Here is a 24,907-nt window from a genome sequence, read left to right on the forward strand (position 1 = left end):
CGTGCGCACATATAGTTCTGTAGCCGCCTGCTAAACCGCGCTCGCATGAGCCTGCGAACTCGTCATTCGCGTTGTCTCTCCCATCGCAGAGCATTTGCACCCATCGCCAATCCCATGTTCACGCGTAACCTCAGTACCAAGCATGCCCGCCACCCGCCTCATCCTCCAAAAATGCGCTCTCCGGCACTGGCGCATGGCGTGGCGGCAGCAGGTGGCCCTGGTGCTCATTCTCGCGCTCGGCTCCGGCGTGTATCTCGCCATGCGCTTGGCAAACCGTGCGGCGCTCTCAGGTTTCGAACAGTTCACCAGCAGCATCACACGCCAGACTGACTGGACCGTCACCGGCACCACGGGCGCACTCCAGGAAGCCTGGCTCCGCGAGATGCGAGATGCCCTCGCCGAGCGTCCTGTGCATCTGCTGCCGGTGGTCGAGGAGACTGTGATGCCGTATGTGCCGGGCAGGAAAGGGGAGATCGGCTCCCAGGCAACTTGGCGTCTCATCGGCACGGATTTCATCAGCCTGCTGAACCTGCGAGGCCAAGCCCCCTCCGGCCTCGATGGCCGCACGCGATCACCCGAGGGTGTGCTGGTCAGTGACAAGCGTAATCTGCGCGTGGGAGATGATCTCCAGGTCGTGATCCATGAGCGAGTGGTCACGCTGAAAGTTGGCGGCGTGATCAGTGAAGTGCCGGGTGTGCCTGCCCTGCCTGACACCATGCTCATCATGGACCTGCCAGCGGCCCAACAAGTGATGCAACGTGAAGGTAAAGTAGATCGCGTTGAGGTCGTGGTGCAGCAAGGTGAAGCCTTTCCGCAACTGCGTGAAGAGTGCGGCGAACTGCTCCAAGGCATCGCCAAAGACCGCTGGCAGGTCAGTGGTGCGGAGGACCGCCGCGCGCTCGCCGGAACCATGACGGAGGCCTTTCGCCTCAATCTCACCATCCTCTCCCTCCTGGCCTTGTTTGTCGGTGGCTACCTCATCTTCCAGGCGCTAGATGGCGTGGTCATCCGCAGGCGTGAGGAGATCGGCGTGCTGAAGTCTCTCGGTGTTCGTGATGCAGAGATCCAGCGCGCTTTTTTGATCGAGTCCATCCTGCTCGGTCTCATCGGCGGCGGACTTGGTTTGTTGATCGGTTGGTTAGGCGCGCAAGGCGCTGTCGTGGGGGTCAGTAAGACGGTGAACGCCCTTTACGGTGCCTCCAGCGTGCAGAGCGCTTCTTTGAACCTGGGCGAGGCCGCGCTGAGCATGGGCATCGCCCTCGTCACCAGCTGGATCGCCGCGTGGTGGCCTGCGCGGGAGGCTGCGCGGACTCCGCCGGTGCACATGCTGGGTCGTAAATCTGCCACCTTCACGGGCGGCCTGTGGTGGCGTGCGGAGTGGCTCGGCTGGGCGCTCATGGCCGTGGCTCTGGTGCTGGCCCAGATCGGCCCCTGGCGCTCCGCTGGCGGCACACGCATCCCGCTGGCTGCGTATGCTGCTGCTCTATGCTGGTTGTTAGGCACGGGCCTCGCGGCCGCCTGGCTCATCCGGCCCATGAGGCATCTGAGTTCTGTTTGGGACACCGTCACGCTGCGGCTGGGCATCAGCCATCTGCGCCAGCCTACGGTGCGGCATCGCTTCGCCGTGGCGGCACTGGCGAGCGCTGTGGCCATGACGGCGGGCATGGCCATCATGGTGGCCAGCTTTGACGCGACCATGCGCGGCTGGATCGAAAGGACGATGAAGGCCGACCTCTATGTCTCCAGCGCCGGTGCGCAGAGCGCCAGCAGCACGCACCAGATCAGCGCGGAGACCGTGCGTGAACTGCGCGAGCTGCCGGAGATCTCCGAGGTGGCCGCGCTGCATGTGCGGAAGATCACCCTGCAAGGCGCGCCCACCATGGTCATGGGCGTGGATGCGCGCTACACGCAGCGACATGAAATATTCGCCTGGGTGCAAAAGCCCGATGCCTCCGAATGGTGGCAGAACAATGGCGCCCTCATGAATGAAAGCTTCGCCGAGCGCTACTCCATGAAGGTCGGTGATGATCTCGACCTGCCGGGTGGCCATCGTGTGAAGCTCGCGGGCATCTATGCGGACTACGGGAATGAGCGCGGTTCCGTGACCATCACCGAAGAACTCTTCCGCCAGTGGTTCGAGGGCGACATGGCCTGGCGCGTGGCCCTCTTTGTGAAACCTGGTGCGAATGCGGAAGCCGTGGCGCAAAGCCTTTCTGAGCGGCATCCGGGGCTCTCTGTCTTCACGAATGCGCACCTGCGCAGCGAGGCCCTGCGCATCTTCCGCCAGACTTTTTCCGTCACCTATGCGCTGGAGGTCATTGGCGTGTTTGTCGCCGTCGCGGGCCTCGGTCTCGCGCTGGCGAGCCTGCTGCTGGAGCGCCGGGCGGATCTCAGCACGCTGCGTTCACTCGGCATGACGGGCCGTCAGATTGCCCGCACCAGTGCCTGGGAGGGCGCGGGCGTCGCCATTGCCGGGGCCGTCATGGGATTGGTCTCCGGCGGCTGGCTCGGCTGGCTGCTGATCTACCGGGTTAACAAACAATGCTTCGGATGGACTCTCGGTCTCGCTGTGCCTTGGGCACAGATCATCGGCCTGCTCGCCGCGGTCGTCCTGGTCGGGGCCCTGATCGCCTCGCTGGTCGGGAAATGGGCCGCCAAAATGCGCTGGGAGGAACAAGAATGAAACCACACCGCTCATGGAAGTCGCGGCAGCGTCCTGGAGTGCGCCAGTCCTCTGGCGCTTTCGCGTGGAGCACGCGTCTCCTCCAAAATCACCCACTTCGAGCACTCCCACTCTTCCTCGTTTTCTTCACCACCACACTCCTTTCCCAAACCACCACTCCCGACGGCTTCGCCCTCCCTCAGCCTAACCGAAAGTTCACTTTTCCGCGCGATCACGCCAGCCATCCCGAGTTCCGCACGGAGTGGCGGTATCTCACCGGTCATCTCGACAGCGCCCAAGGCAAACGCTTCGGCTTCCAAGTCACCTTCTTCCGCCAAGCCAGCCGTGATCCATCAAACAAGGTCACCCATCTGCATCTCGCCCACGCTGCTCTCCTCGATGCAGCCTCCGGAAAGTTCATGCATGAGGAGCGCCTGAACCGCGAAGGCTGGGATGCTTTCTCCTCATCCACCACGCTCGACGTGCGCAACGCCAACTGGTCTCTCAAGCTCGATGAAGCCACGAATCGCATAGACCTCACCGCCACGGTGAAGGCGGAGGCCGTGCTCAAGCTTGACCTCGAAGCCGCGAAGCCTGTGGTCATCTTCGGCAAAGACGGCGTCTCACGAAAAGGCATCAGCGAGAGCGCCGCGAGCCACTACCTGACCTTTCCACGACTCAAGGCAGGAGGTTCCGTCAAGATCGGCAGCAATGAGCATGCAGTGACGGGCGAAGCCTGGATGGATCATGAGTTCAGCAGCTCCCAGCTCGATGAGGGCCAGGCCGGCTGGGATTGGGCGGCCATCCAGCTCACGGATGGTCGCGAGATCATGGTCTATCGCATGCGCCGCACCGATGGTAGCACGGATGCTGCTTCGACGCTGACCTGGATCGAGAAAGATGCATCCCTGCGCGCCGTGAAGCATGATGGCTTCACCTGGAAGCCGCTGGCGACCTGGGAAAGCCCGCATACGCAGGCGACCTATCCAAACCATGTGCGCATTGAGAGCGAGGGCCATCTCTTCGAGCTCCGTCCTCTCGTTCAGGATCAGGAGCAAGGCGGTGAAATCACCCGTCTTCCCTATTGGGAGGGCGCCTGCGATGTTCTGGATGCGGATGGCCAGGTCATCGGCCGCGCCTTCCTTGAGCTCGCGGGATATGCCGGAAATCTGCAGCGGTATCTCGGCGGGAAGTGAGTCTTGCTTGCCATTTTCACGCCGATCCCTCACAGTCCCGATATGTTGTGGCGGCTGCTTTCGGCATTGGTGGTTCTCTTCTGGGCGGTGATGACCGGGCTCATCATCCGTGATACCTATTTCCCAGACTACTCACGGTTTGCGGAGGTGCCCGTGCGCATGGTCTTTGACCTCTTCCTGTCCGAGGCTGCCGCTTTTAACAACACGCTGCATGTCTATCAGGGCCAGGACAAGCTCGGTCACACGAGCTTTGTCCTGCGGCGCATGGATGCAGGCCTGGATCCTGCCGTGAAGCCGCTCTATGCCCTCGTGGCCAGTGGTTCTCTCAGTCTGCCAGGGCCCACGGGAAAGATCGAGTTCAGCTACCAGTTGAATGGTGAACTGATCGAGGCCGAGCAATGGAAAAGCTTCCGCGTGCGTGTGAATGCCCCCGACTCCGAAGTGGAGGCCGATATTGCGTGGAAGGAAGGTGACCAGCTGCCGGAGATCGAGATCAAGAAGAGCGGCCAGATTGTCATGAACACCTACATGGCCAAGAACCTTCTCGAGAATCCCGGAGCCACCGGCTGGATCACCCAGATGCTGCCGGTGAAGATGGACATGAAGTCGATCTCCCAAGCCTCCGCCGCCAAGCTCCAGGCACGTGAAGGCAGGCTCGAACTCGCCGGCAAGCAGCGCCGCTGCTACGTCGTCACGGCCACACTCATGCAAGGTTACGAAGCCAAGCTCTACTTCTCCGAGGTCGGCGAGCTCGCCCGCGTGGAGCTGCCCGGCGGCTATCGTTTGCTCGAGCCCATGATGCACGGCCTCGAACCTGGCATGTCGAGCTTTGAATAGGGCACACAGAGAACCCATCATTGCCCATCCGCCCGTGCTCGTTACAACTCCGCGCGTGAGCGAATTTCTCGTCATCGATCAGGTCTCCAAGAGCTTCGGCGCGCTGCGTGCCGTGGATGCCGTCAGCCTGCACATCGGTCGTGGAGAGGTCTTCTCCCTCCTCGGGCCCAGCGGCTGTGGCAAGACCACCCTGCTGCGCATGCTCGGCGGTTTCGAAAAGCCGGACAGCGGCCGCCTTCTGCTAGCTGGCCAGGACATCACCGACCTTCCGCCGGAGAAGCGGCCCGTGAACACGGTGTTTCAAAACTACGCGCTCTTCCCGCATCTCAGCGTGTGGGAAAACATCGCCTTCGGTTTGAAGATGGCAGGTCGCTCGAAGCCGGATGTCAAGGCCGCCGTGGAGCGCATGCTCGCCATGACACGGCTCATCGATCACGCGAGCAAGCGTCCCGCGCAGCTCAGCGGTGGTCAGAAGCAGCGCGTCGCCATCGCCCGCGCGTTGATCAATGAGCCGCAGGTGCTGCTGCTGGATGAGCCTCTCGCCGCGCTGGATCTCAAGCTGCGCCAGCACATGCTCAGTGAACTCAATGCGCTGCACCGCGAGGTTGGCACCACCTTTATCTATGTCACGCATGATCAGGGCGAGGCGCTGAGTTTGAGTGACCGCATCGCCGTGATGAATCATGGTCGCGTGGAGCAGATCGCCAGTCCCACGGAACTCTATGAAGCTCCGGCCAATGGCTTCGTCGCTGGCTTCATTGGTGATGCGAATTTCCTTCGTGGCACCGTGCAGGAGATGATGCCCGGCAGCTTCGTCCGCGTCCAGATTGACGGCCTCGGCCGCCCCGCCGTCATGGCTGGCAGTGATCTGAAAACCGGCGATGCCGTGCGCGTCATGCTGCGTCCTGAAAGCCTGCATCTCTCCACCGAGCATCCCGCCGCAAGCGAGCGCGCCAACTGCTTTCAGGCCATCGTCGAGGAAGTCATCTACTTCGGGGCTCACGAGCGCCTCCGCCTGCGTGCCGGCACGCAAGTCCTCCACGCCCAGCGCACTCGCGCTCATGGTCATGCCGCCGTTTCAGTCGGCCAATCCTGGTGGGTGAGCTTCCAGCCAGAGGCTGGTCGCGTGGTGGAGCGCGAAGGCAATTGAGCCACCGGTTTCAAGCTCAGGATTCACAGGAACGGAAAAATCCTGAAATCCTGCCATCTTGTTAATCCTGTCTAAAAAGTCTCCTCCATTCGAGAGAGCCAAGTCCTGCCCAAAAACCTGGCAGGCAACTTTCCTTTCCCAATCGTTGTATCCACGCGTATCCCCCTTTCCGCCACCCGCTCTGTGAAAACCATTCTCCGCGTCTTTTCCTACCTCCGCCGCTACCCCTACATGGCCTCCGCGCAGCTTTTCTGCGCCGTCGTTGGTACCCTGATGGTGGTGGTGTTTCCGGCGGTCACGCGTGAGGTGCTGGACGTCGTGGTGCCAAAGGGGGAGTGGGATCGGCTGACGCCGCTGGCGCTCATGGCGCTCGGGGCATACTTTGCCCAGCATCTGTTCAACAGCCTGCGCATCCAGCTCAACAATACCTTTGAGCAAAAGGTGATCTACGATCTGCGCAGTGATATCTACGAGCGTCTGCAAACCCTGCCGCTGCGCTGGTTTGATAACCGCCCCACCGGCGACATCATGACCACTGTCAGTGAGGACATCCCCAGCGTCGAACGCGTGCTGATTGATGGCATCGAGCAAGGTCTCGTCGCCGTCTTGCAAATCATTGTCGTGGGTGTGTTCATGTTTCAGGCAGATGCGCAGCTCGCGCTCTATGCACTCATTCCGCTGCCGCTTCTCGCCATCGGCGCCATGAGTTATACCATGACCTCGCGGGACCGTCACCGCGCCGTGCGTAAGGCCAGCAGTGCCATGAACAGCCTGCTGCACGATAACGTGGCCGGCATGCGCCAGATCAAAGCTTATGCCATGGAGCGCGAGGAGCTCTCCCGGTTTAACAAGACCAGCGAAGCGCTGAAAAAGGCCACGCTGCACGTCATGCGCATCTGGGCCGTGTATCGCCCCGGCATGCACTTCCTCAGCAGCCTCGGCATGGTCATCGTGCTGTGGGTCGGCGCACTCGCTTTGAAGGATGGCCGCATTGAGAAAGGAGACCTCGCTGCCTTCCTGCTGCTGCTGAAGTTCTTCTACGACCCGATCGAGCAGCTGCACCAGCTCAACCAGATCCTTCAAGGTGGCCGCGCTGCTGGCGAGCGTGTCTTTGACATCCTTGATGCGGAGCCTGAGGCCGATACCAACAAGGGGCGCGAGCTTCCCGCCGTGAAAGGTCACGTGCGCTATGACAACGTCGGCTTCAGCTACAGTGGCAAGCTGCCCACCGTGCACGGCATCACGCTGGAGGCCTTGCCTGGGCAGACCATCGCGCTCGTCGGCCCTACCGGGGCAGGGAAGACCACGCTCATCAATCTGCTCACCCGCTTCTATGAGTATGATGAAGGCATCATCACCATCGATGGCACGCCTGTTCACGAACTGCAGAAATCTTCGTTACGCCGTCAGATCGGTTACGTGACCCAGGAGAGCTTCATGTTCAACGGGACGGTGCGCGAGAACCTGCGCATCGGTCGCCGTGATGCCACGGACGAGCAGCTCTGGGCCGCCCTCGCAAGTGCCAACGCGGATGCCTTTGTGAAGCGCCTCCCGCAGCAGCTGGATACCCACGTGGGTGAGCGCGGGGTGAAACTCAGCGTCGGTGAAAAGCAGCGCATCTCGATTGCCCGGGCGTTGCTGCGCAATCCTCCGATTCTTTTGCTCGATGAAGCCACCGCCAGTGTCGATACCGAGACCGAGCGCCAGATCCAGTCCGCGCTGGATCATCTCATGGAAGGCCGAACCAGCTTTGTGATCGCGCACCGTCTCAGCACCGTGCGTCATGCGGACCGCATCTATGTCCTCGAACACGGCCAGATCATCGAGCAAGGCACGCATGATGAGCTGCTGGCTCATGGCGGGCTGTATGCGGGGCTGTGCAAGACATCATTGATAGAAAAGTAGGCTTCTGTCCCGCCATGGAGCGCATCTTTGTAGTGTTGGATCGTTTTGAAATCCCTGGGAAGGGATTGGCTCTGACAGGTGCAATCGAGGATGACAGCAAGCAAATTCATGAAGGCAGCACTGTCATGCTCAAGAGACCAGGGCTGCCTGATCTGCTCACAGTGGCTACTGGGTTCGAGTTGATACGAAACTGCTGGTCTCCTCACAAGCCTCGCAATGTGGTGTTGCTGATCCCTATCGAGGTTGGACTGGAAAACGTGCCGCTGAAATCAGAGGTCTGGGTTTGATGCTGGTATCTTGATTCAGCATTGTGTTACTGCTCTCACCATGAAATCCCCCAAGCAAGTTCTCACCGAATGGGCCGCTGCTTACAATGCTTGTGATCCACATGCGCTGGCGGCGCTTTATCATGACGATGCGGAAAGTCATCAGGTGGCGCTGGGAGATCCGGTTCGTGGCAAGGCAGCGCTTCTGGAGAGCTTCATTGGATTCTTCCGAGCCTTTCCAGACAACTTCACGCATCCGCAGAACATCTTTGAAGATGGCGAGTGGGCCATCATCGAGTGGCACGGCGGCGGCACCTTCACCGGGCCGTTGGGAGAGACCCACCCACAGGCCGCTCCTTCACGCTGCGTGGCTGCGGCTTCTTCCGCATCGTCGATGGCAAGATCGCCTTCCAGCGCGGCTATTTTGATCGCTACACTTGGTTCAGCCAGATTGGTCTTCCGTTTCCTTGACTCCTGGGAGGGCTCCATGCCAAGCTTGTCCGTAGCCATGAACTCGCCTCTCGATCGATCCGAAAGACCCCGTCAGGTGCTCTTCGCCGTGAGATTGCTTTACGCTTCACTGGGCGTCGGGTTTCTCAAGATTGGCATCGAGGCTTCCGCCTTGACCAAGATCCACAGCGCAGATCGACTGGTGTTTTTGACTCTGGTGATCTTTGTGATCATGGCGCTGTTCTTTGCCTTGATCGGCATGGGCAAGAACTGGGCACGAATCCTCTTCCTGGTTTCCTTTTTGGTCGGGATACCATTTTGGCCTGGGAACATGGCGGATGCCTTTCGTTTCAGCGCCTTCTCAGGCAGCCTCCATGTCGTGCAGGCTGGGCTGCAGCTCTGGGCTTTGATCCTTCTCTTTCAAAGCGACTCGTCAGCGTGGTTCCGACGGCCATCGGCATGGAGAGCCGCAGCGCTGGCAGATGGGTAAGCCTATGAAACCCGCCATCCCCATTCTCCGCAGCTTTGATGAAACCAAGGCTCGCGAGTTTTATGTGACCTTCCTCGGCTTCAAGATCGACTGGGAGCATCGTTTCGCCGAGGGCATGCCCCTCTACATGCAGATCTCCCGCGGTGATTGTGTGCTGCATCTGTCCGAGCACCACGGCGACTGCGCCCCGGGCGCACGCGTGCGGATCGAGACGCCCGACCTGGATGCCTATCTCGATGGTCTCCGCGCCGCGAACTATAAGTATAGCAAACCCGGCAAAGCCGAGCTTCAGCCCTGGGGCCTCCGGGAGATTGACCTCGCGGATCCGTTTGGAAATCACCTGACTTTGTATGCGGCGGCCTGATGCATGTCATGAAGAAATTATATCATCGTTTGTTAGTGGTTCCAGTGTTTATGCTGGCGCTGTTTTGCACCCAATGCTCCTCCGATCGGGTCTGGTCACGAGCAGAGTTTGAAGCTTGGTATGCGGAAAGTCTGCCGAACTATTCGAATCTCGAGAGAGTCCGCTACCGGGGATCTGATGCTCATGATCACTACTTCCTCCTGCGCCCAGTGGACTCGTTTGTGACGGCGCGGATCCCGAGGGCAGAGATTACGATCAAGGAAGAGCGGCCCTATGCGGGCGGCTCTTCCTCAACCCTCGGATACTATGATGTGGATGTGCTCCACGGCTATGCCAGGACCTCGGACGAATAAAACCCTGACATCACGGATCCTGTGACTCAGAGTCCGTGCACGCTTGACCCCGGTTGCATTCCCGTGCTTGATTTCATGCCTGCTCCCGTGAGTGACTTTCAATGACTTCCCCGATCATTCTCCGCGCTGATGATGGCGTCTCCTGGTGGCGTGATCCAGCCAGGTTGGCGCTGCATCTCGAGTCACCTGACATTGAGGCGGGATTGTACTCCGCCTGGGATGCGGACGGACAGGTTTTGCAGGTGCTGCCGTTGCATCCCACGGTTCGGAAGCCATTCCTCGGGATGGCGACTCTGAGTGTGACGGCGGGGAGGTTGGTGGAGACTGGAATTTATCGTCCGGATGAACTCCAAGAAGTCATCCGGGAGCATTTGACGGAAGTCCTGCCATCGATGCCTGACGACGTTCCTGATCTGCGGGCTGCGATCAAGATGCTTTGTCAGTCTCAGTCGCCAGGTGACCTTTCTTGATCCAAGATGTGACGAGAACCCGGTCTGATGCCGAATTCTCACATCATCTTTCTTCACCTTTCTTTTCCCCATGCCTGTCGAAATCGAACGCAAATTTCTGGTGACCCATGATGCCTGGCGGGAGGGAGCCTCGGCACGTCGCATTGCGCAGGGGTACTTGTCCCGTGATCCGGATCGCGTGGTGCGTGTGCGGTTGATCGGAGACCAGGCCTTTGTCACCATCAAGGGGCGTCGGAGCGGGATCAGCCGGGCGGAGTTTGAGTATCCTGTTCCGGTGATCGATGCTGAGGAATTGCTCAAGCTCTGCCTGCCTTCGGTGATTGATAAAACGCGCCATGAGATTGAGATCGCGGGATTCCTCTGGGAGATCGATGAGTTTCATGGCAGCAACGCGGGCCTGATCGTCGCCGAGATCGAGCTGCCTGCCGAGGACACTCCGTTTGAGCGCCCTTCATGGTTAGGCGAGGAGGTCTCGTCGGACTCTCGCTACACGAACTCCTATCTGTCCGGGAGTCCGTATTCCACGTGGGCGCATGATGCGTGACGATCTCCTGCAAGTCCGCGCGCCCGGCATCAACTTCTATGTCCTTCGAGATTCGAAGGGCCTCTATGTGATGGATGGAGGCTTCATCGGCGGGCGGGGGCTGCTGCGTCGTGCGTTGCGTGAGAGAGGCTGGGACAAGGATCGCATTCTTGGGATCATCGTCACTCATGGGCATCTGGACCACATTTTAAATGTCGCCAGCCTGGCCGAGGAATCCGGCGCGTGGATTGCCGCGCCCCGGCTCGACATGGCTCACTATGAAGGCCGCGCCTCGTATCGCGGAGCCGCGCGAGTCACGGGATGTTTGGAGGCGGTTGGGCGATCTTTGCTCGGGTTTCGTCCGTTCACGCCGACTCGTTTGCTCGACGATGGCGACACGCTGGACATCTGGCACGGGCTCGCTGTCATTCATCTGCCCGGTCATACAGCGGGGCATTCAGGATTCTACTGCGCGAGCTTGAAGCTGCTGTTTTGTGCTGACCTCTTTGCGAGTTATGGGCGATGGTCGCATTTTCCTCCAGCGATCCTCAACATGGACAGCCAACTGGTGAGGAGGAGTGCTGCGAAGGCTCTCAAACTGGATCTCAGCGGTGTCCTGCCGAATCATGCTGACACGGCCTCTCCGGAAGTTCATCTCGAGCGATTAAAGCAATTGCTCCGCTCTCCCATGTACTAGGCCCGGATGCGGGGCCAAGGGTGGGGAAGAAGTCTGGAACAGACACAAAAAAGGGTGCAGGCATCACGGCCTGCACCCGGAGATAAACAAATCTGGTGCATCCTCACTCGGCCACGAACTGCGCGGCGTCGATGATGACGTGGCCCTTGGTGCCTTCGTTGCTGATCTGCACCCAGCCGGCCTTGCCTGCTTCAAAGCGGAAGCTGCCGAGCGGCTGGAAGTTGTTGGCGCCTGCGGGCTTTTTCTTCTGGTCGACGGTGATGACGGTCTCACCATCGGCGTGGTGCACGGTCACCGGCACATTCGTGGCGCGGTTGGAAAGGGCGCTGTAGCTGATGGCGACGCTGTATTTGCCAGCCTTGGGCAGGGCAGGGATGAACCTGGCTTTCTGCTCGCCTTTGAGGGAGTCGCTGTCATGACGATAGCCCGCCTCCACAAAGCCGCCGGTGGTGTGGCCTTCGGACTCGAAGCCGGTCAGCACAGCCTCGGCATCATCCACGATGATACCCTTGAGGTCCGTCTTCTTGATGGAGTGCACCTCTGGAGCGGGGGGCGATTCGAAGTCGAGCATCTGATCATCCTTCAAGAGGCGCTCCTTGAGCTTCGCGTAGTCGATGCCCTGAATGATGGTGCCTTGCTCGATGGCGTGGATGGCCGCCGTGGCGGCGCTCTGGCCCAGCACCATGAACACAGGCTCCATGCGGATGCTGCCATAGGCGATGTGGCTGGCGCTGAGGCAGACGGGCACGAGGATGTTTGTGCATTCCGCAGCCTTCGGCGTGATGCTGCGGAAGCTGACGGGATAGGGGCGGGAGCCGACCTGCACGTCACCTTCATTTCTCACAAAACCTTCGGCAGTGACGTAGCGCTGGATGTTGTGGGAGTCCATGTTGTAGGCACCCATGCCCACGCTGTCTTCCACGATCTCGCGGCGTTTGCAGTTCTTCTCGGTCATGACATAACCACCGATCATGCGGCGTGCCTCGCGCACGTAGAGCTGGCGCGGCCAGTTGCCGTTGTCGTTGAACTCATCCTTGGCCAGGCCCAGCTTCTGGAAGGCGGCGCGCATGGCCTCAGGCACACGGGGATGATGTGCATAGGTCCACATCAGGCCTTTCTGCCAGTCTTCATGGGCCTGCCAGATCTTCGCGCGGGTCTCGTAGTCAGCTTCAGGGTAGTCCCAGTTCTGGCCGATGAAGTCCGTGCTGATGGCGAAGTTGTTGTTCGTGTCAGTCTTGCGGTTAGGCATCCAGGATGGAGCCCAGGAGATGCGGGAATCTCCGGCCTCCACATTACGCAGCGCCAGCTCAAACCAGCGTTCATCATAGTTCGCGGGCTTCTCCCAGTCACGACGGTTTTCCGGCGCGTCCGTGGTGCACATGCGGAAGTTGTAAGCCTGCACCTTCTTGTCACCGCTGAACTCCACGCCTGGATCTTTTTCGATGCCTGGCAGCAGTCCGCTGGAGGGATCACCCTTCTTTACATAGGGATCCACCTGCTTGGTGAACTGGTGGCTCTTGCTGTGGCCCACCTGCACGCCGTTGAGCTCTTCATCATACACATTGTTAGCCTCGCGGCCCACGTGATAGCTCACACCGGCCTTGGCCATGAGGTCGCCTTCATAGGTGGCATCGATGAACATCGGCGCGGTGAACTCGCGGCCGCTTTCCATGATGATTTTCGTGATCTTCGCGCCGTCTTTGACCACGCCTTTTTTCAGGTCCAGACGCTCGCTGAAGATCACGGTGACCTTGCTGCCGGCTTCCTTGAGCATGGCATCATAGACTTCCGTGGCGGCATGCGGCTCGAAGGTCCACATGGTGGTTTCAGCGCCGGAGTTGCCATGATGTTTTTTGGCAAAGTAGTCGTCGCGTGTCTGCTGCTTCCACTTCGCGGCGTCACTGTAGTACTTGTGGATGTTTCCGTAAAACTCTCGCGAGAGACCACCAATGGCCTTTTTGTTGCCGATGTCCGTGGCACCGAGGCCGCCGGTGGTCAGGCCGCCGAGGAACTTTGTGGGCTCGATCAAGATGGCCGTGCGCCCCATGCGCGCGGTCTGGATGGCGGCCGTGATGCCACCGGAAGTGCCGCCATAGATGACGACATCCGCCGAGTCCGCGGCGGACAGGCTGGTGGCAGCGAGGAGAGTGCAGGCAGTGAATCGGAATAACATGATTGGAAAGGAGTAGCCGGGCCAAGCAGGCAGGCTCTTTCAACCAGATTCAAAGCAATGCATCTCAGGCTGTGAACTCTCCGGAAGATCACAAGTCTGATTATTCAGCGCCTTTTCTATTGAGGTGCTTGGGCTGCCTTCATGAAAGCGGGCATCTCCCGCCCTGGGATGGGCTCGAAGGTGTTCACGACATGCTCGGCGGGCCACACTGCGGAGTCAAAGTTGTCCGGTGAGGGCAGGTTCACAAGCATTGCATCCAGCAGCGGGTTATTGATGTTGGGATTGAGTCCCAGGTCGAGGATAAGTTCATCCAGCCAGCTCGGGTCCCAGTTGTAGTTGTAGGCGTACACAGCGCTCACATAAGTGCCGCCGACGCAGAAGAACCACCCGTCATCCATCGGCATGCCGTCTTCCTTACGCCGCAACGGGAGCAGATCGCTCGACCGCAGTCCTGGATCGAAGAGAGTGGACTGGCCTAACCACAAACGATGTCCGCGCAGCTCCAGCGTGCCGGGATGGTTCTCCCCGAACTTTAGCCAGGAGTGGTAATAGGCTTGTCCGGACCCATCGATGTAGGGCGTGCGTCGGATCTGGAGGGTGAGACCGAGACGTGGATAGTGCCAGGTGCGCGTGACGAGCGTGCGAATGCAAACATCAGTGCACCCAGGCTCCGATTTTTCATGTTTGGCGGGAAGTTCAACCGGCGGGGCACCTTCCAGTTCCGCCAGCGCTGCGGGTGGCAGGCCGTCGGTACCGAGACGGAGCACAATTCCACGGATGCGTACCTTGCCATCTTCAGAGATGCTGACCACGGGGGCGGTAGCCTTGCTCCGGGCCAGCAGCGCCTGCTCCCCGACGAGCCACACGGGGAGAAGAAGCAACACTAAGAGAGCGAGCATGCCGCCCCTGGGCAGGGGCTGCATGCCTCTGGCACACTTTTTGTTCGGTGGCGGATCAGTCTCTGTCATCGACCCTGAGGATGACACAGGTTACGGCAGATTGTCGAGATGGAAGAGGCCAGGAGCCAAGCTTTCAAGCTAGGCCAGTCCAGATTCTCAAGGGCTAGATCCCTCGACCCCTTGATCGCTACCTCTCAAACACCATCACATGATGCTGTGCATGCCGCTGCAGCAGGCGGGTCTGGCTCAGGCCCGCCTCCTTCGCCATCTGTGTGAGGTCGCTCAGCGTCTCTGGAAAATCAAAGGCGGCCACGTGTGCGCAGGCTTCGTCCAGATGCGCGGGCTGCACCTCCGTCCACTGCGTGCGCATGGTGCCGAGGTAGCCTTCCAGGTAGGCCTCGCGGCTCTGGCCTTCCTCGCGGACCACATCCACCATGAGGAAAAGGCCGCCGGGTTTTAGCGCACGTGCGCAGGCATGAAAGAGGCGCTGCTTGGCCTCAAAGTTCAGATGATGCACGGCATAGCCGGTGAAGATCACATCCACCTGATCCTGCCTGCCCTCCATGGCTTCCAGCATGTCTGCCTGATGCAGAGTAAACTGAGCGAGCCCTTTCAAATAGCCGCGCGCTTCATCGAGCGCGGCCGCGGAAAGATCAATGCCTTCATAGCGATCTGGCGGCGAGCCGAGCAGGCACGGCGCGAGAAAGCGTGCATTGCCGCAGCCCAGGTCCAGCAGGGACTCGAAACCACGATCATGCCGCTCCTTCAAGACTGCGGCCACGCAGGCATAGATCTCCCGATGGAACATGTAGTTCTTCTCGGAGAGCGCATCGTAGAGGGTCCAGGATTGGCGGAAGAGAGTCGTTTCGTCGTCAGGCATGCTAGGGCAGATGAGCATAACCAAGATGCACGGCCCGTCATACGATTCTTGCCACGCAGAAATCCTGCCGCTATGCAGCGGGAGAAATCCTTGTTATCCCCCACACTCATGTCTGACGAAGAAGAAAAGACGAAGACCCCAGCGCCAATACCCATCCTGCTGGATGCCCTGAGCCACCCCTTCAGCCGCTTGATGTGGTGGCTCATGCTGGTGCTGTGCTCCGCAGGCTTCCTCATCTTTTTGGGCGTGAGCATGGGCGCGACCACGGATGGGCGTGTGGTGATTTCCGGCCGCCTCATCTTTGGCGCGTTGTTTCTCATCGGGCTGGTGATCCGTTGCTACTTCACCATCATCGAGCACACGCTCACGGATTGGGGAAAGGAGGCCTGGCAGCAGGTGACGATGAACACGGACGGACTGTGGAGCTCCATTCCCAGTCTTCTCGGGCTGGCGGGGATCGCCTGGCTGCCAGCCATCCTGGTCTGGCAGATGGTCAGTCATGAGCAGGCGAGCCTGCTGGGCAGCCAGCTGGCGGCGGCCTTTGGCTGTGAGTATTTCTGCCTGGGCATCCTGGCCTTGGTCGTCTTTGACAATTTCTCCATGGTCATGCCCCAGCGCATCATGCCAGCGATGTTTCGCAGCGGCTGGTTGTTCTTGATCGCGGGTCCGGCTTTGACACTGGTGCCCTTGTCCTTCCAGATCGTCTGGAACATGCAGTCAGCGGATCAGTCCACATTCTTCCGGGCGATCATTGCCAGCTCGGGCGCGGCGTTCTTCCTGATCGCCCATGCCCGGCTCATGGGGCTGCTCTACAAGGCCAACCGTCAGCGCATTGGCTGGGAAGACTGAGATGACTCACCCGGCATCCTTCACCTGCCGCACTCCGGCGGCGAGATTCAGGAAGCCGGAGATCACGGTGAAGGCTCCGGCGATGACGGTGGGCCAGATGAGGAAGGGGATCTCCAGCATGAGCCAGAGCACGGCCGCGAACTGGGCAAAGGTGGAGACCTTCCCAGTCCAGTGCGGCTTGATCTCGCAGCGGCCTGCCAGGCTGTTGATGAGGAACGCACCGCCGATGCTGACCAGATCCTTGAAGATGACCAGGGTGGGGAACCACAGCGGAAAGTGATTTCGCCAGCCGGTGAAGCTGAGGGTGATGATGGCGGAGAGCAGCATCAGCTTATCCGCCAGCGGATCCAGGATGGCTCCGAGCTTGCTCATCTGGTTAAAATGACGGGCGATGTAGCCATCGACGGCATCACTGAGGGCGGCGGTGCCAAAGGTGATGATGGTCCACCAGCGCAGGGATTCGTCCGGGGTGCCGATGATCACGCTCTGCCCATAATAAATCGCCAGGCTGATGAAGACGGGAATCAGCAGGATGCGGAAGATGGTGATCTGGGTGGCGAAGGTCACAGCACATCTTACGCCTGGAAAGACGGGGCGGCAAACGGTGTCCCCCTAGGTGGAAGGCACACGGCGGTGCCCGCAGAGAAAGTCTCATGAGCCGTCCCCGGCGGAGAAAGGAGCTAAAAAGGGAAATTATTATGAAATTTATAATAAACATTGATTATTTCGCATATCCGAGATAAATTTTACACTGATATGCCTTTCTCCCGGTCTCACCGTCTTCGCTTTACCGTGGCAGCCCTGCTGCTTTGGGCGGGCTGGCATCGACCAGCGCGCGCGGACTGGCTGAGTGACTGGAATCAGGCGGCCCTTGTCGCAGGCCGCGACTCCGGCGAGATCTCACCCGAGATCTCCCGCACGATGGCCATGCTGAGCACGGCCATCTACAACTCGGTCGAAGGAATCTCCGGGAACTACAATCTCTACACCCAGGGCACCTACACCGGCCCCTCTGGCTCGGCAGCACCAGGAGCCTCCATCCAGGCAGCCACGGCCACGGCGGCCTACACGGTTCTGTCAGGACTGTATCAGTCCATGGAGCCGACCTTCTTCAATCTTTACTCGAATCAGCTGAGCACGTTAGGGGGAGATCCCGGCCTGGCCTCAGGCATCAATTTCGGCTCTCTGGTCGGCAATGACATCCTGAACTGGCGTAGCAATGACGGCTGGGCGGATGCCAGTGATATCACGCTCTACAGCCCCGTGGGCAGCGCGGGCCACTGGACTGAGTCGGCGGTTGATTCCGCGCAGCTTCCCGGGTGGGGAAATGTGAGTACCTTTGCCATTTCAGGCACCGCCGGCTTCAGCGGCACACTGGGCATGACGAACTCGGCCTACATCGCCACCAACGCGTATGCCACGGACTACAATGCGGTGAAGGACATCGGCTCGGCGACGAGCGGCACGCGCACTCAATCACAGACAGATGCGGCTCTCTTCTGGCATGCCGCCCAGGGCACCACGAGTAATGTGGGGATCTGGACCAGCATTGCGGAGGGCGTCGTCACTTCGCAGAACCTCTCCCTGGAGGACTCGGCCCGTCTCTATGCCGCGCTGAACGTGGCCTTGGCAGATGCCGCCATCGTGGCCGTGGACACGAAGTATACTGAGGACTTCTGGAACCCAGAGCAGGCGATCCAAAACGGCGGCGCTGATGGCAATGCCCTGACCATCGCAGATCCCGTGTGGGCAGCTTTGCTGGGGAATCCCGAGATGCCTTCTTACTTTGCGGAGCAGGGCATTTTTGCCGGTTCAGCGGTCCCTATTCTGGAACTCTTCGCCGGAACGAACTACGCCTTCAGCGTCAGCTTTGACACGGATGGTGATGGCTTCCCTGACATGACCCGCACCTTCAGCAGCCTCGCGGATGCACTGCTGGAAGCCACTTACAGCTCCGTCTGGGGAGGCATCAGCTTTGAAAAGGATGCGCTGGATGCGGCCGCAGCCGGAGACCAGATCGCCAACACGGTGATGAACAACCAGTTTGCCCCGGTGCCTGAGCCGGCTGGCGCGCTGCTGCTTGCCATCGCGGGAATGCTGAGCTTCGCTCGCCGTCGCCGCTGAGCTGGATCCCGGAAGAGTGCGGGGAGAATGACTTTGACTCCTCAGGCCTTTGCCGTCCATTAACGGCGTCATGATGCCCTCACGCCTTTGTCTTTTCGCCGCAGCGCTCAGCTCTCTGCTGCTCGCCAGTTGCACCACCACCAGCCAGATCAGTCTCGACTACGCCTCCAGCACCGGCCACATCATGCCAGGGGCGCCAGAGTTTGTGACCCAGGCCTTCACGGACCGTCGTGATGTGGGCGAGCATGATCTCGGCACTGTGCGCACGCAGATCGGCACACCGGTGGAGCATGTGCAGAGCCGCGTGCCGGTGGCGGAGATGGTCACCAATGCTTTTGGTTATGCCTTGCAGGGCCGCGGCATGCTCTCCCAGCGCTCCGGAGCACGCTACATCGTGACGGGGGAGATCCTGGATCTGCGCTGCCAGCTCCTCGTTCATCCTTATGGTTATGCCCGCCTGCGGGTGAGCATCCTGGATGCCGGCACCGGCCGTGTGCTGCATCGTGAAACATACACGGGCGAGCGCCAGAGCTCTGCCTACATCCCTGGCAGCGGCTCCCCGGTGCCGCTCCTCGGAGACCTGGCTTCCGGGGCCCTGCAGGATGCTGTCGATCGTGCTTTGGATGATCAGGACATGAGATCACGTATTAGCTCAGGCCCACGCCCCGGTTCCGGTCCCGCCACCGGCGAGGTCTCTGGCTGGCAGCCGGGCATGCTTTGATCTCATCCCCCCTCTCCTCATCCTCTTCATGTCTTCCTCCCTCCCGCTTTCAGGTCGTGTCGGTATCATCACAGGTGGCGCTCGTGGCATTGGTTACGCCATCGCCAAGCGTCTGCTTCAGGACGGTGCCTCTGTCTGTCTCTGGGATGTGGATGAAACCGCGCTGAGCGAGGCCAAAGCCAGTCTCTCGTCTCTCGGCAACGTCGCTACTGCCCAGGTGAATGTGACCGATGCCGCTTCCGTGGAGGCCGCCGTGCAGACCACGCTCGCGGCTTTGGGAAAGATCGACCTGCTGGTGAACAATGCCGGCATTGCCGGAAACAATGCCAAGCTCTGGGAACTGACGCCTGAAGAGTGGCGGCGTGTGCTGGACATCAACCTCAACGGTCCCTTTCTCTGCTGCCGCGGAGTGGTGCCGCAGATGCTGAAGAACGGCTTCGGCCGTATTGTCAACATCGCCTCCGTCGCCGGTAAAGAAGGCAATCCCAACGCCTCCCACTACAGCGCCTCCAAAGCTGGTGTGATCGGTCTCACCAAGTCTCTTGGAAAGGAGCTCGCCACGTCCAACATCCTCGTCAATTGCATCACGCCTGCGGTGATCGAGACTGACATCCTGAAGCAGATGACCCAGCAGCATGTGGACTACATGCTCTCTAAAATTCCGATGAACCGCTTCGGTCAGAAAGAAGAAGCCGCGGCCATGGTGGCCTGGCTTTGCTCCGAAGATTGCTCCTTCACCACGGGTGCCGTCTTTGACCTCTCCGGTGGACGAGCGACGTATTAAGCGGCGCAGCCCCGCCAAAGTAGTGCAGGGCTTCAGCCCGCACTCGGGTGGAGTGCGCATCCAAGTCCTGATTCCTCGGCAAAACAGGTTCAAGCGTGATGCCAGATGGTCACGCGCTAAAGCGCATGACTACTTTGGCGCTGTGCCCGCACTCCCTCAAAGGCTTGCTATCCGTGTCGTTTTTGTGATTCCATCTCACCATGAACGAACCTGAAAAGCCAAGGAAGGGATGGGGCTGGATGCAGTGGCTCTGTGTGCTGCTCGCAGTCTGTCTGACACCTCTCCTGGTAAGTGTCATTCACGATAGTGTCATCGATCTCGCCTACCGAAACAGGCAAGCTCAGTCAGGCAAAGACATCATCTTTGCCTTCAAGGTCTTTGCGAATGACAATGGCAGCACCTTTCCCGATGTGCGCGCAAAGCTTACCACATCCAACCAGACATTCCGAGAACTGATCAAACATGAATATGTGGAGACTGAGAACCTGTTTGGCGGATACATCAGCCCTTACGTTTCGGATGGCTTCATCGGCGAGGCTCCAGAGTTTGAGAGGGCCGTCCAGCCTGGCGAAAATCATTGGGTAGTGCTCGGCGGGCTGACCACCCACAGTCAGGATGCTCATCCCGTCATCTATGAAAATGCGCTGAACTCCACCTGGCCTCCAAAGTGGAAGCCAGGCTCTGCCAATCAGCCCGTTCGCGGTCGTGTCTGGCGGGGTAACAAGATCCTCGTTGGCTTGGTGGATGGCAGCATCTCCATCGTGAAGACCCGTGAGGTTGGCGACAGCCTGACCCTGCCCGAATCTATGCTCCTGGACTACAAGGGTGTACCCTGGGATGATATCCACATACTCGACATCGAAGAGAAGAAGGCCGCGAAGTGACCTGCTTCGTCATTCGTCATTCTGGTTTCGTCATTCCGCCTCAGGCGGCCATGTCCCATCCCACTCGCGGAATTGTCATCCACAGTTTGGCATTGTGAACCCGAGGCACTCTGTCTAGATCCCCCTCAATGAGCGTGAGATACGATGTCGAAGGGATGGTGGTGGTCGTCATGGGCGGCACCACTGGGCTGGGCTTGTCCGCGGCGCGTGCTTTGATTGAGAGCGGTGCCCAGGTGGTCGTTTCCAGCCGCTCCGAGGAGAATGTGGAGGAAGCCCTGCTCCTGCTCGGTCCCGGTGCGCGCGGTTTCGCGGGGGATGCCACCCTGCCGCAAACCGCCGAGCACGCCGTGGCTCTCGCGGTGGAGAAGTTTGGTCGTCTGGATGCGCTCTACCATGTCGCAGGCGGCAGCGGCCGGTCCAAAGGTGATGGCCCCTTGCACGAAATGACCGACGAAGGCCTGCGCTACACGCTCGATCTCAATCTCAGCTCCATCATGCTTTCAAACCGCGCTGCGGTGAAGCAGTTCATGAAGCAGGGCGGTGGAGGCTGCATCCTGAACATGGGCAGCGTGCTCGGTTGGTCGCCGTCACCAGAGTTCTTTGCCAGTCATGCGTATGCGGCGGCGAAGGCGGGCATTCTTGGCTTCAGCAAATCCATCGCCAGCTACTACGCACCGCAAAACATTCGCGTGAACGTCATCGCACCGGCCTTGGTGGAGACACCCATGTCTCGCCGCGCCGTGGGCAATGAAGCCATCATGGACTTCGTGGCTGTGAAGCAGCCGCTCGATGGCGGTCGCGTGGGCGTGCCGGAGGACTGCGATGGCGCCGCGCTCTTCCTGCTTTCGCGCTCTTCAAAATTCATCACCGGCCAGGTCATTGCCGTGGATGGTGGCTGGACAGTCAGTGAAGGGAGGCTAGCCTAACCAATCATGAGTCTGGCTATTGGCATCGACCTCGGCGGCACGAACATCAAGGCCGCGCTCATTGATGGTGATTCATCATCGCTCATCGCCAGCATCTCCAGGCCGACCCTGGATGGCGAGTTCGTCGGGGATGAACCGCGCTTTGCCCACACCGTGCGGGACATCGTGCATGAGCTCGAAGCAAAGGCAGGGCAGGGGAAGCTATGCGTCGGACTCTCCGCGCCCGGTCTCGCCCATCGAAACGGCCGCTGCATCGACTGGATGCCCGGGCGCATGCATGGCCTGGAAAAACTCGACTGGTCCGCCTTCCTTGGCCGCGAGGCCCGCGTGCTCAATGATGCTCATGCCGCCTTGTTAGGCGAAGTATGGATCGGTGCTGCGAAAGGCTGCCAGGACGTCTTCATGATCACCCTCGGCACGGGTGTGGGTGGGGCGGTGCTCAGTGAGGGGCGCTTGCTCAAGGGGCACATCGGTCGCGGCGGCCATCTCGGTCATATCACGGTGGATGCGAACGCACCCAAGGACATCTTTAACACTCCCGGCAGCCTTGAATCCTTCCTTGGCAACAAGACCCTTCAAGAGCGCGGTGCAGGCAAGTATGAGAACACGCATGTTCTTGTCGCCGCTGCTGCCGCAGGCGATGCTGAAGCCCAAACTCTCTGGCTTGAATCCGTGCGCTATCTCGCCGTCGGCATCGTCTCTCTCGTGAACGTGCTGGACCCTGAGCTGGTCATTCTTGGTGGTGGCATCGCCTCCGGTGCCGGAGACCAGCTCATGCAGCCGCTGCAGAGCTATCTCGACGACTTCGAATGGGCACCCGGCGGCCACCGCATCCGTATTGCCCTCGCCACCGCTGGCGAATGGGCCGGTGCCTATGGCTGCGTCTATCATTGTCTGAACCGCTAACCGCCCACCGTTAACCGACCTCGCCATGTCCCCCGCCGAATCTTTCCTCACCAAGTCTTCCCTCATCATTGATACCGTCCGCACCCAGCTTCCGCAGATCCAGGAGGCGGCGGACATGTTCGCGAAGACCATCCTGGCGGGACAAATGGTGCACGTTTTTGGTTCGGGCCACAGCCGCATCCTCGTGGAGGAGATGTGGCCGCGTTACGGCTCTTTTCCAGGCTTCAATCCCATCGTCGAGCTCTCCCTGACCTTTCATAACCTTGTGGTCGGTGCGAACGGCCAGCGCCAGGCCATGTTCCTCGAGAATGTCAGCGGCCTTGCCGCACGCATCCTGCGGAACTTTGACCTCAAAGCGGGTGATAGCGCGTTGGTTGTTTCCTCCAGTGGTTGCAACGTCGTTCCAGTGGAGATGGCGGAGGAGTTTCAGCGTCGCGGTGTGAAGGTCGTGGCCATCATCTCACGCGATCACGCGGAGGCCAGCACCACCCGCCATCCTGGTGGCAAGAAGCTCCAAGACTTCGCGGATATCGTGCTCGATACCGGCGCTCCTGTGGGAGATGCCATGGTGAGCATCGAAGGTCTCGAAACTCCCGTGGCTCCTGGCAGCACTGTTGGCGGATGCTTGCTGGTCAACGCCATCAAAGCTGAGGTTGCTCAACGCCTCACTCAAGCCGGCCAGCCTCCGAAAGTCCTCACTGCTGGAGTCTTAGTCGGCGTGCAGAAAGCCACCGAGCTTTTCGAAGCAGCGTATGACGAGCATGCGCGTCGCATCGCCCCATACTACGCCGGATTGGGCGCATGAGTTCGGAGCGCCGCCTTTAGGCGGAACGTATGGGCACGCAGGATCTTCGTTCCGCCTAAAGGCGGGGCTCCGAACTGTTAGATCGCCCAGCCTTCGCGGTAGGTCTTCGTCAGCAGTTTGTCGGCGGCTGGATTGTTCTTGAAGGCAAAGGCGTTCGTGTCCCACTCCAGTGTCTTCAGATCCAGCGGACGGCCTGTGCGTTGGTCGATCTCGCCGATTGCGAGACGCGTGGCCACGTTGCCAAGCTGCACGGTTTCCGCGAGAGGTCCGGCATAGTCAAAGCCATCGGTGGTTGGCTCGCCGCCGAGGCAGGCATCCACCCAGCGGTGCCAATGGCTCAGGCCCTGCTCTTTGGGATACTTGAAGCCGGTGAATTTCTCCACGGGATACAGACGCGGACCGGCGACATGCGCCAGCACCATGTTCCCCTCTTCACCGATGAAGACGGAACCGCTCTTCGGCAGATCCAGGTTGTCTGGCATCTTGGCGATCTTGCGATCCGGACGCAGGCCACCGTCCATCCAGGTCACTTTGAGTGTCTTGCCTGCGGTGAGCGAGTTGCCCGGGAAAACGTATTCGATGGTCTGGTTCGTCGGCCAGATCTGGTCGTTCACGCCGCTGTTTTCAGCGGTGATGTGAGTCGGTGCATTCAGACCCAGCGCGGTGAAGACAGGGTCCAGGATGTGGCAGCCGAAATCACCCAGCGCACCACCGCCGAAGTCCTGCCAGTCACGCCAGACGAAGGGGTGGTAGCATGGCGCGTAGTCGCGCATCGGAGCCACGCCGATCCACAGATCCCAGTTCACATGCGAAGGCACTTTGCCAGCAGGCGCAGGCGCGAGCCGCTTGTTGCGCTCATTGCCTGTGACACCCACCCAGGAGTACACTTCCTTCACCTTGCCGATGGCACCTTCTTTGATCAGACGAGTGCCGAGACGATACTCGAGGTTGGAATGAATCTGGTTGCCCATCTGCGTCACCACCTTGGCCTTCGCGGCTTCGAGGCGCATCTGGCGGGCTTCCCACACGGTGTGCGCGAGCGGCTTCTGGCAGTAGACATGCTTGCCTTTGCGGATGGCCTCGATGGCCACCTTCGCGTGCATGTGATCTGGTGTGCCCACGTTCACCGCGTCGATCTTGTCGCCCAGCTTCGCGAACATCTCGCGGAAGTCGGTGAAGTGCGCCACGCCGGGATGCTCGGCATCGGCCTTGTCAAAGCGGGTGCTGTCGATGTCGCAGAAGCCGACATACTGCACCTTGGCATGCGAGCCGATGTTCTTGATGTCGCTGAAGGCCATGCCGTTCGCGCCCACGGAGACGACCTGGAGTTTTGAATTCGGACTGGCTGACTTCACCACCGCCGGAAAGGCGAGCGTGCTGGCAGCGAGGGACGTGGTCTTGAGGAAGGAGCGGCGGTCGGTAGGCATGGCGGGAACACTACGACCCCGCGCCAGCATTCTCTCACAGAGGGCATGAGACGATCAAACTAGGCCACAATAGCACCAGCAGCGAGATAGGCACGGCTCCGAGGGGAGAGTGGACACTCCTGTCCACCTCATTGTTGATCTCTCCTGAGATGGAGCGCAGAACAGT

Annotated in this window: 25 protein-coding genes; 20 read left to right on the top strand and 5 right to left on the bottom strand. The window is 60.0% G+C overall.

Annotation, left to right across the window (positions count from 1 at the left end):
* The first annotated feature begins 142 nt into the window (after positions 1–142).
* The 12 genes from BGE01nite_RS26780 to BGE01nite_RS26840 all read left to right on the top strand — a co-directional run bounded on the left by BGE01nite_RS26780 (position 143) and on the right by BGE01nite_RS26840 (position 11,363).
* Entirely contained in the window at positions 143–2,683 is a 2,541-nt protein-coding gene (locus BGE01nite_RS26780; protein WP_146855645.1) for an FtsX-like permease family protein, read from the top strand.
* Positions 2,680–3,858, top strand: coding sequence for a lipocalin-like domain-containing protein (locus BGE01nite_RS26785; RefSeq protein WP_170267096.1), 1,179 nt, complete (start codon positions 2,680–2,682; stop codon positions 3,856–3,858). Before BGE01nite_RS26780 ends, BGE01nite_RS26785 begins: the two co-directional genes overlap by 4 nt.
* Before the next feature lie 3 nt (positions 3,859–3,861).
* On the top strand, positions 3,862–4,695 hold the full coding sequence (locus BGE01nite_RS26790) for a hypothetical protein (protein WP_146855649.1): 834 nt from the start codon (positions 3,862–3,864) through the stop codon (positions 4,693–4,695).
* A 55-nt stretch (positions 4,696–4,750) separates the two neighbouring features.
* Entirely contained in the window at positions 4,751–5,845 is a 1,095-nt protein-coding gene (locus BGE01nite_RS26795) for an ABC transporter ATP-binding protein (RefSeq protein WP_170267097.1), read from the top strand.
* A gap of 183 nt (positions 5,846–6,028) precedes the next feature.
* A complete protein-coding gene (locus BGE01nite_RS26800) occupies positions 6,029–7,750 on the top strand; it encodes an ABC transporter ATP-binding protein (protein WP_146855653.1) in 1,722 nt (573 codons plus the stop codon).
* 14 nt (positions 7,751–7,764) lie between these two features.
* Complete coding sequence (locus tag BGE01nite_RS26805; protein WP_146855655.1) at positions 7,765–8,037, top strand: hypothetical protein; 273 nt, start codon at positions 7,765–7,767, stop codon at positions 8,035–8,037.
* 40 nt (positions 8,038–8,077) lie between these two features.
* Positions 8,078–8,956 (top strand): nuclear transport factor 2 family protein, encoded by an 879-nt coding sequence (locus BGE01nite_RS29960; protein WP_218033110.1) that lies wholly within the window; start codon positions 8,078–8,080, stop codon positions 8,954–8,956.
* A gap of 4 nt (positions 8,957–8,960) precedes the next feature.
* Complete coding sequence (locus BGE01nite_RS26820; protein ID WP_146855659.1) at positions 8,961–9,320, top strand: glyoxalase superfamily protein; 360 nt, start codon at positions 8,961–8,963, stop codon at positions 9,318–9,320.
* A gap of 8 nt (positions 9,321–9,328) precedes the next feature.
* Entirely contained in the window at positions 9,329–9,673 is a 345-nt protein-coding gene (locus BGE01nite_RS26825) for a hypothetical protein (protein WP_146855661.1), read from the top strand.
* A gap of 101 nt (positions 9,674–9,774) precedes the next feature.
* Positions 9,775–10,143 (top strand): hypothetical protein, encoded by a 369-nt coding sequence (locus BGE01nite_RS26830; protein WP_146855663.1) that lies wholly within the window; start codon positions 9,775–9,777, stop codon positions 10,141–10,143.
* A gap of 70 nt (positions 10,144–10,213) precedes the next feature.
* Positions 10,214–10,687 (top strand): CYTH domain-containing protein, encoded by a 474-nt coding sequence (locus BGE01nite_RS26835; protein WP_146855665.1) that lies wholly within the window; start codon positions 10,214–10,216, stop codon positions 10,685–10,687.
* Complete coding sequence (locus BGE01nite_RS26840; protein WP_146855667.1) at positions 10,677–11,363, top strand: MBL fold metallo-hydrolase; 687 nt, start codon at positions 10,677–10,679, stop codon at positions 11,361–11,363. Before BGE01nite_RS26835 ends, BGE01nite_RS26840 begins: the two co-directional genes overlap by 11 nt.
* Before the next feature lie 103 nt (positions 11,364–11,466).
* Here BGE01nite_RS26840 and BGE01nite_RS26845 read toward each other — a convergent pair whose 3' ends face one another.
* From BGE01nite_RS26845 to BGE01nite_RS26855, 3 genes are all read right to left on the bottom strand, one after another.
* Positions 11,467–13,536: an FAD-dependent oxidoreductase gene (locus tag BGE01nite_RS26845; RefSeq protein ID WP_146855669.1), complete on the bottom strand. Its 2,070-nt coding sequence runs from the start codon at positions 13,534–13,536 to the stop codon at positions 11,467–11,469.
* A gap of 116 nt (positions 13,537–13,652) precedes the next feature.
* On the bottom strand, positions 13,653–14,435 hold the full coding sequence (locus BGE01nite_RS26850; RefSeq protein WP_146855671.1) for a hypothetical protein: 783 nt from the start codon (positions 14,433–14,435) through the stop codon (positions 13,653–13,655).
* A 187-nt stretch (positions 14,436–14,622) separates the two neighbouring features.
* Positions 14,623–15,315 (bottom strand): class I SAM-dependent methyltransferase, encoded by a 693-nt coding sequence (locus BGE01nite_RS26855; RefSeq protein WP_146855673.1) that lies wholly within the window; start codon positions 15,313–15,315, stop codon positions 14,623–14,625.
* A 108-nt stretch (positions 15,316–15,423) separates the two neighbouring features.
* Here BGE01nite_RS26855 and BGE01nite_RS26860 point away from each other — a divergent pair, with 108 nt between their 5' ends.
* Positions 15,424–16,164, top strand: a complete 741-nt coding sequence (locus tag BGE01nite_RS26860) for a hypothetical protein (protein ID WP_146855675.1) — start codon at positions 15,424–15,426, stop codon at positions 16,162–16,164.
* 6 nt (positions 16,165–16,170) lie between these two features.
* Here the strand turns inward: BGE01nite_RS26860 and BGE01nite_RS26865 are convergent, their stop codons facing one another.
* On the bottom strand, positions 16,171–16,731 hold the full coding sequence (locus BGE01nite_RS26865) for a CDP-alcohol phosphatidyltransferase family protein (protein ID WP_146855678.1): 561 nt from the start codon (positions 16,729–16,731) through the stop codon (positions 16,171–16,173).
* Between the two features lie 189 nt (positions 16,732–16,920).
* Between BGE01nite_RS26865 and mprA the strand changes: the two genes are divergently transcribed.
* From mprA to BGE01nite_RS26900, 7 genes are all read left to right on the top strand, one after another.
* Positions 16,921–18,288: an MprA protease, GlyGly-CTERM protein-sorting domain-containing form gene (mprA, locus tag BGE01nite_RS26870; RefSeq protein ID WP_146855679.1), complete on the top strand. Its 1,368-nt coding sequence runs from the start codon at positions 16,921–16,923 to the stop codon at positions 18,286–18,288.
* Positions 18,289–18,358: 70 nt separating this feature from the next.
* Positions 18,359–19,009, top strand: a complete 651-nt coding sequence (locus BGE01nite_RS26875; RefSeq protein ID WP_146855681.1) for a hypothetical protein — start codon at positions 18,359–18,361, stop codon at positions 19,007–19,009.
* Positions 19,010–19,037: 28 nt separating this feature from the next.
* Positions 19,038–19,793 carry an SDR family NAD(P)-dependent oxidoreductase gene (locus BGE01nite_RS26880; protein ID WP_146855683.1) on the top strand — a complete coding sequence of 252 codons (756 nt, stop codon included), beginning with the start codon at positions 19,038–19,040 and terminating at the stop codon, positions 19,791–19,793.
* Positions 19,794–19,993: 200 nt separating this feature from the next.
* Entirely contained in the window at positions 19,994–20,677 is a 684-nt protein-coding gene (locus BGE01nite_RS26885) for a hypothetical protein (RefSeq protein WP_146855685.1), read from the top strand.
* A gap of 128 nt (positions 20,678–20,805) precedes the next feature.
* A complete protein-coding gene (locus tag BGE01nite_RS26890) occupies positions 20,806–21,603 on the top strand; it encodes an SDR family NAD(P)-dependent oxidoreductase (protein WP_174770064.1) in 798 nt (265 codons plus the stop codon).
* A gap of 6 nt (positions 21,604–21,609) precedes the next feature.
* Positions 21,610–22,509 carry an ROK family protein gene (locus tag BGE01nite_RS26895; protein WP_146855686.1) on the top strand — a complete coding sequence of 300 codons (900 nt, stop codon included), beginning with the start codon at positions 21,610–21,612 and terminating at the stop codon, positions 22,507–22,509.
* 25 nt (positions 22,510–22,534) lie between these two features.
* On the top strand, positions 22,535–23,314 hold the full coding sequence (locus BGE01nite_RS26900; RefSeq protein ID WP_146855688.1) for a sugar isomerase domain-containing protein: 780 nt from the start codon (positions 22,535–22,537) through the stop codon (positions 23,312–23,314).
* Positions 23,315–23,391: 77 nt separating this feature from the next.
* Here BGE01nite_RS26900 and BGE01nite_RS26905 read toward each other — a convergent pair whose 3' ends face one another.
* On the bottom strand, positions 23,392–24,741 hold the full coding sequence (locus tag BGE01nite_RS26905) for a Gfo/Idh/MocA family protein (protein ID WP_246145810.1): 1,350 nt from the start codon (positions 24,739–24,741) through the stop codon (positions 23,392–23,394).
* Between the last annotated feature and the right edge of the window lie 166 nt (positions 24,742–24,907).

It is taken from the genome of Prosthecobacter gellanilyticus (assembly GCF_007992435.1).
In the GTDB taxonomy this organism is placed as follows: Bacteria; Verrucomicrobiota; Verrucomicrobiia; order Verrucomicrobiales; family Verrucomicrobiaceae; genus Prosthecobacter; species Prosthecobacter gellanilyticus.

What these genes read in the sequence shown, in the direction of transcription:
- BGE01nite_RS26780 (WP_146855645.1), top strand. Translation starts at nt 143, where the DNA reads ATGCCCGCCACCCGCCTCATCCTCCAAAAATGCGCTCTCCGGCACTGG.
- BGE01nite_RS26785 (WP_170267096.1), top strand. Translation starts at nt 2,680, where the DNA reads ATGAAACCACACCGCTCATGGAAGTCGCGGCAGCGTCCTGGAGTGCGC.
- BGE01nite_RS26805 (WP_146855655.1), top strand. Translation starts at nt 7,765, where the DNA reads ATGGAGCGCATCTTTGTAGTGTTGGATCGTTTTGAAATCCCTGGGAAG.
- BGE01nite_RS29960 (WP_218033110.1), top strand. Translation starts at nt 8,078, where the DNA reads ATGAAATCCCCCAAGCAAGTTCTCACCGAATGGGCCGCTGCTTACAAT.
- BGE01nite_RS26820 (WP_146855659.1), top strand. Translation starts at nt 8,961, where the DNA reads ATGAAACCCGCCATCCCCATTCTCCGCAGCTTTGATGAAACCAAGGCT.
- BGE01nite_RS26825 (WP_146855661.1), top strand. Translation starts at nt 9,329, where the DNA reads ATGAAGAAATTATATCATCGTTTGTTAGTGGTTCCAGTGTTTATGCTG.
- BGE01nite_RS26830 (WP_146855663.1), top strand. Translation starts at nt 9,775, where the DNA reads ATGACTTCCCCGATCATTCTCCGCGCTGATGATGGCGTCTCCTGGTGG.
- BGE01nite_RS26835 (WP_146855665.1), top strand. Translation starts at nt 10,214, where the DNA reads ATGCCTGTCGAAATCGAACGCAAATTTCTGGTGACCCATGATGCCTGG.
- BGE01nite_RS26840 (WP_146855667.1), top strand. Translation starts at nt 10,677, where the DNA reads ATGATGCGTGACGATCTCCTGCAAGTCCGCGCGCCCGGCATCAACTTC.
- BGE01nite_RS26845 (WP_146855669.1), bottom strand. Translation starts at nt 13,536, where the DNA reads ATGTTATTCCGATTCACTGCCTGCACTCTCCTCGCTGCCACCAGCCTG.
- BGE01nite_RS26850 (WP_146855671.1), bottom strand. Translation starts at nt 14,435, where the DNA reads ATGCTCGCTCTCTTAGTGTTGCTTCTTCTCCCCGTGTGGCTCGTCGGG.
- BGE01nite_RS26855 (WP_146855673.1), bottom strand. Translation starts at nt 15,315, where the DNA reads ATGCCTGACGACGAAACGACTCTCTTCCGCCAATCCTGGACCCTCTAC.
- BGE01nite_RS26860 (WP_146855675.1), top strand. Translation starts at nt 15,424, where the DNA reads ATGTCTGACGAAGAAGAAAAGACGAAGACCCCAGCGCCAATACCCATC.
- mprA (WP_146855679.1), top strand. Translation starts at nt 16,921, where the DNA reads ATGCCTTTCTCCCGGTCTCACCGTCTTCGCTTTACCGTGGCAGCCCTG.
- BGE01nite_RS26875 (WP_146855681.1), top strand. Translation starts at nt 18,359, where the DNA reads ATGATGCCCTCACGCCTTTGTCTTTTCGCCGCAGCGCTCAGCTCTCTG.
- BGE01nite_RS26880 (WP_146855683.1), top strand. Translation starts at nt 19,038, where the DNA reads ATGTCTTCCTCCCTCCCGCTTTCAGGTCGTGTCGGTATCATCACAGGT.
- BGE01nite_RS26885 (WP_146855685.1), top strand. Translation starts at nt 19,994, where the DNA reads ATGAACGAACCTGAAAAGCCAAGGAAGGGATGGGGCTGGATGCAGTGG.
- BGE01nite_RS26890 (WP_174770064.1), top strand. Translation starts at nt 20,806, where the DNA reads ATGAGCGTGAGATACGATGTCGAAGGGATGGTGGTGGTCGTCATGGGC.
- BGE01nite_RS26895 (WP_146855686.1), top strand. Translation starts at nt 21,610, where the DNA reads ATGAGTCTGGCTATTGGCATCGACCTCGGCGGCACGAACATCAAGGCC.
- BGE01nite_RS26900 (WP_146855688.1), top strand. Translation starts at nt 22,535, where the DNA reads ATGTCCCCCGCCGAATCTTTCCTCACCAAGTCTTCCCTCATCATTGAT.
- BGE01nite_RS26905 (WP_246145810.1), bottom strand. Translation starts at nt 24,741, where the DNA reads ATGCCTACCGACCGCCGCTCCTTCCTCAAGACCACGTCCCTCGCTGCC.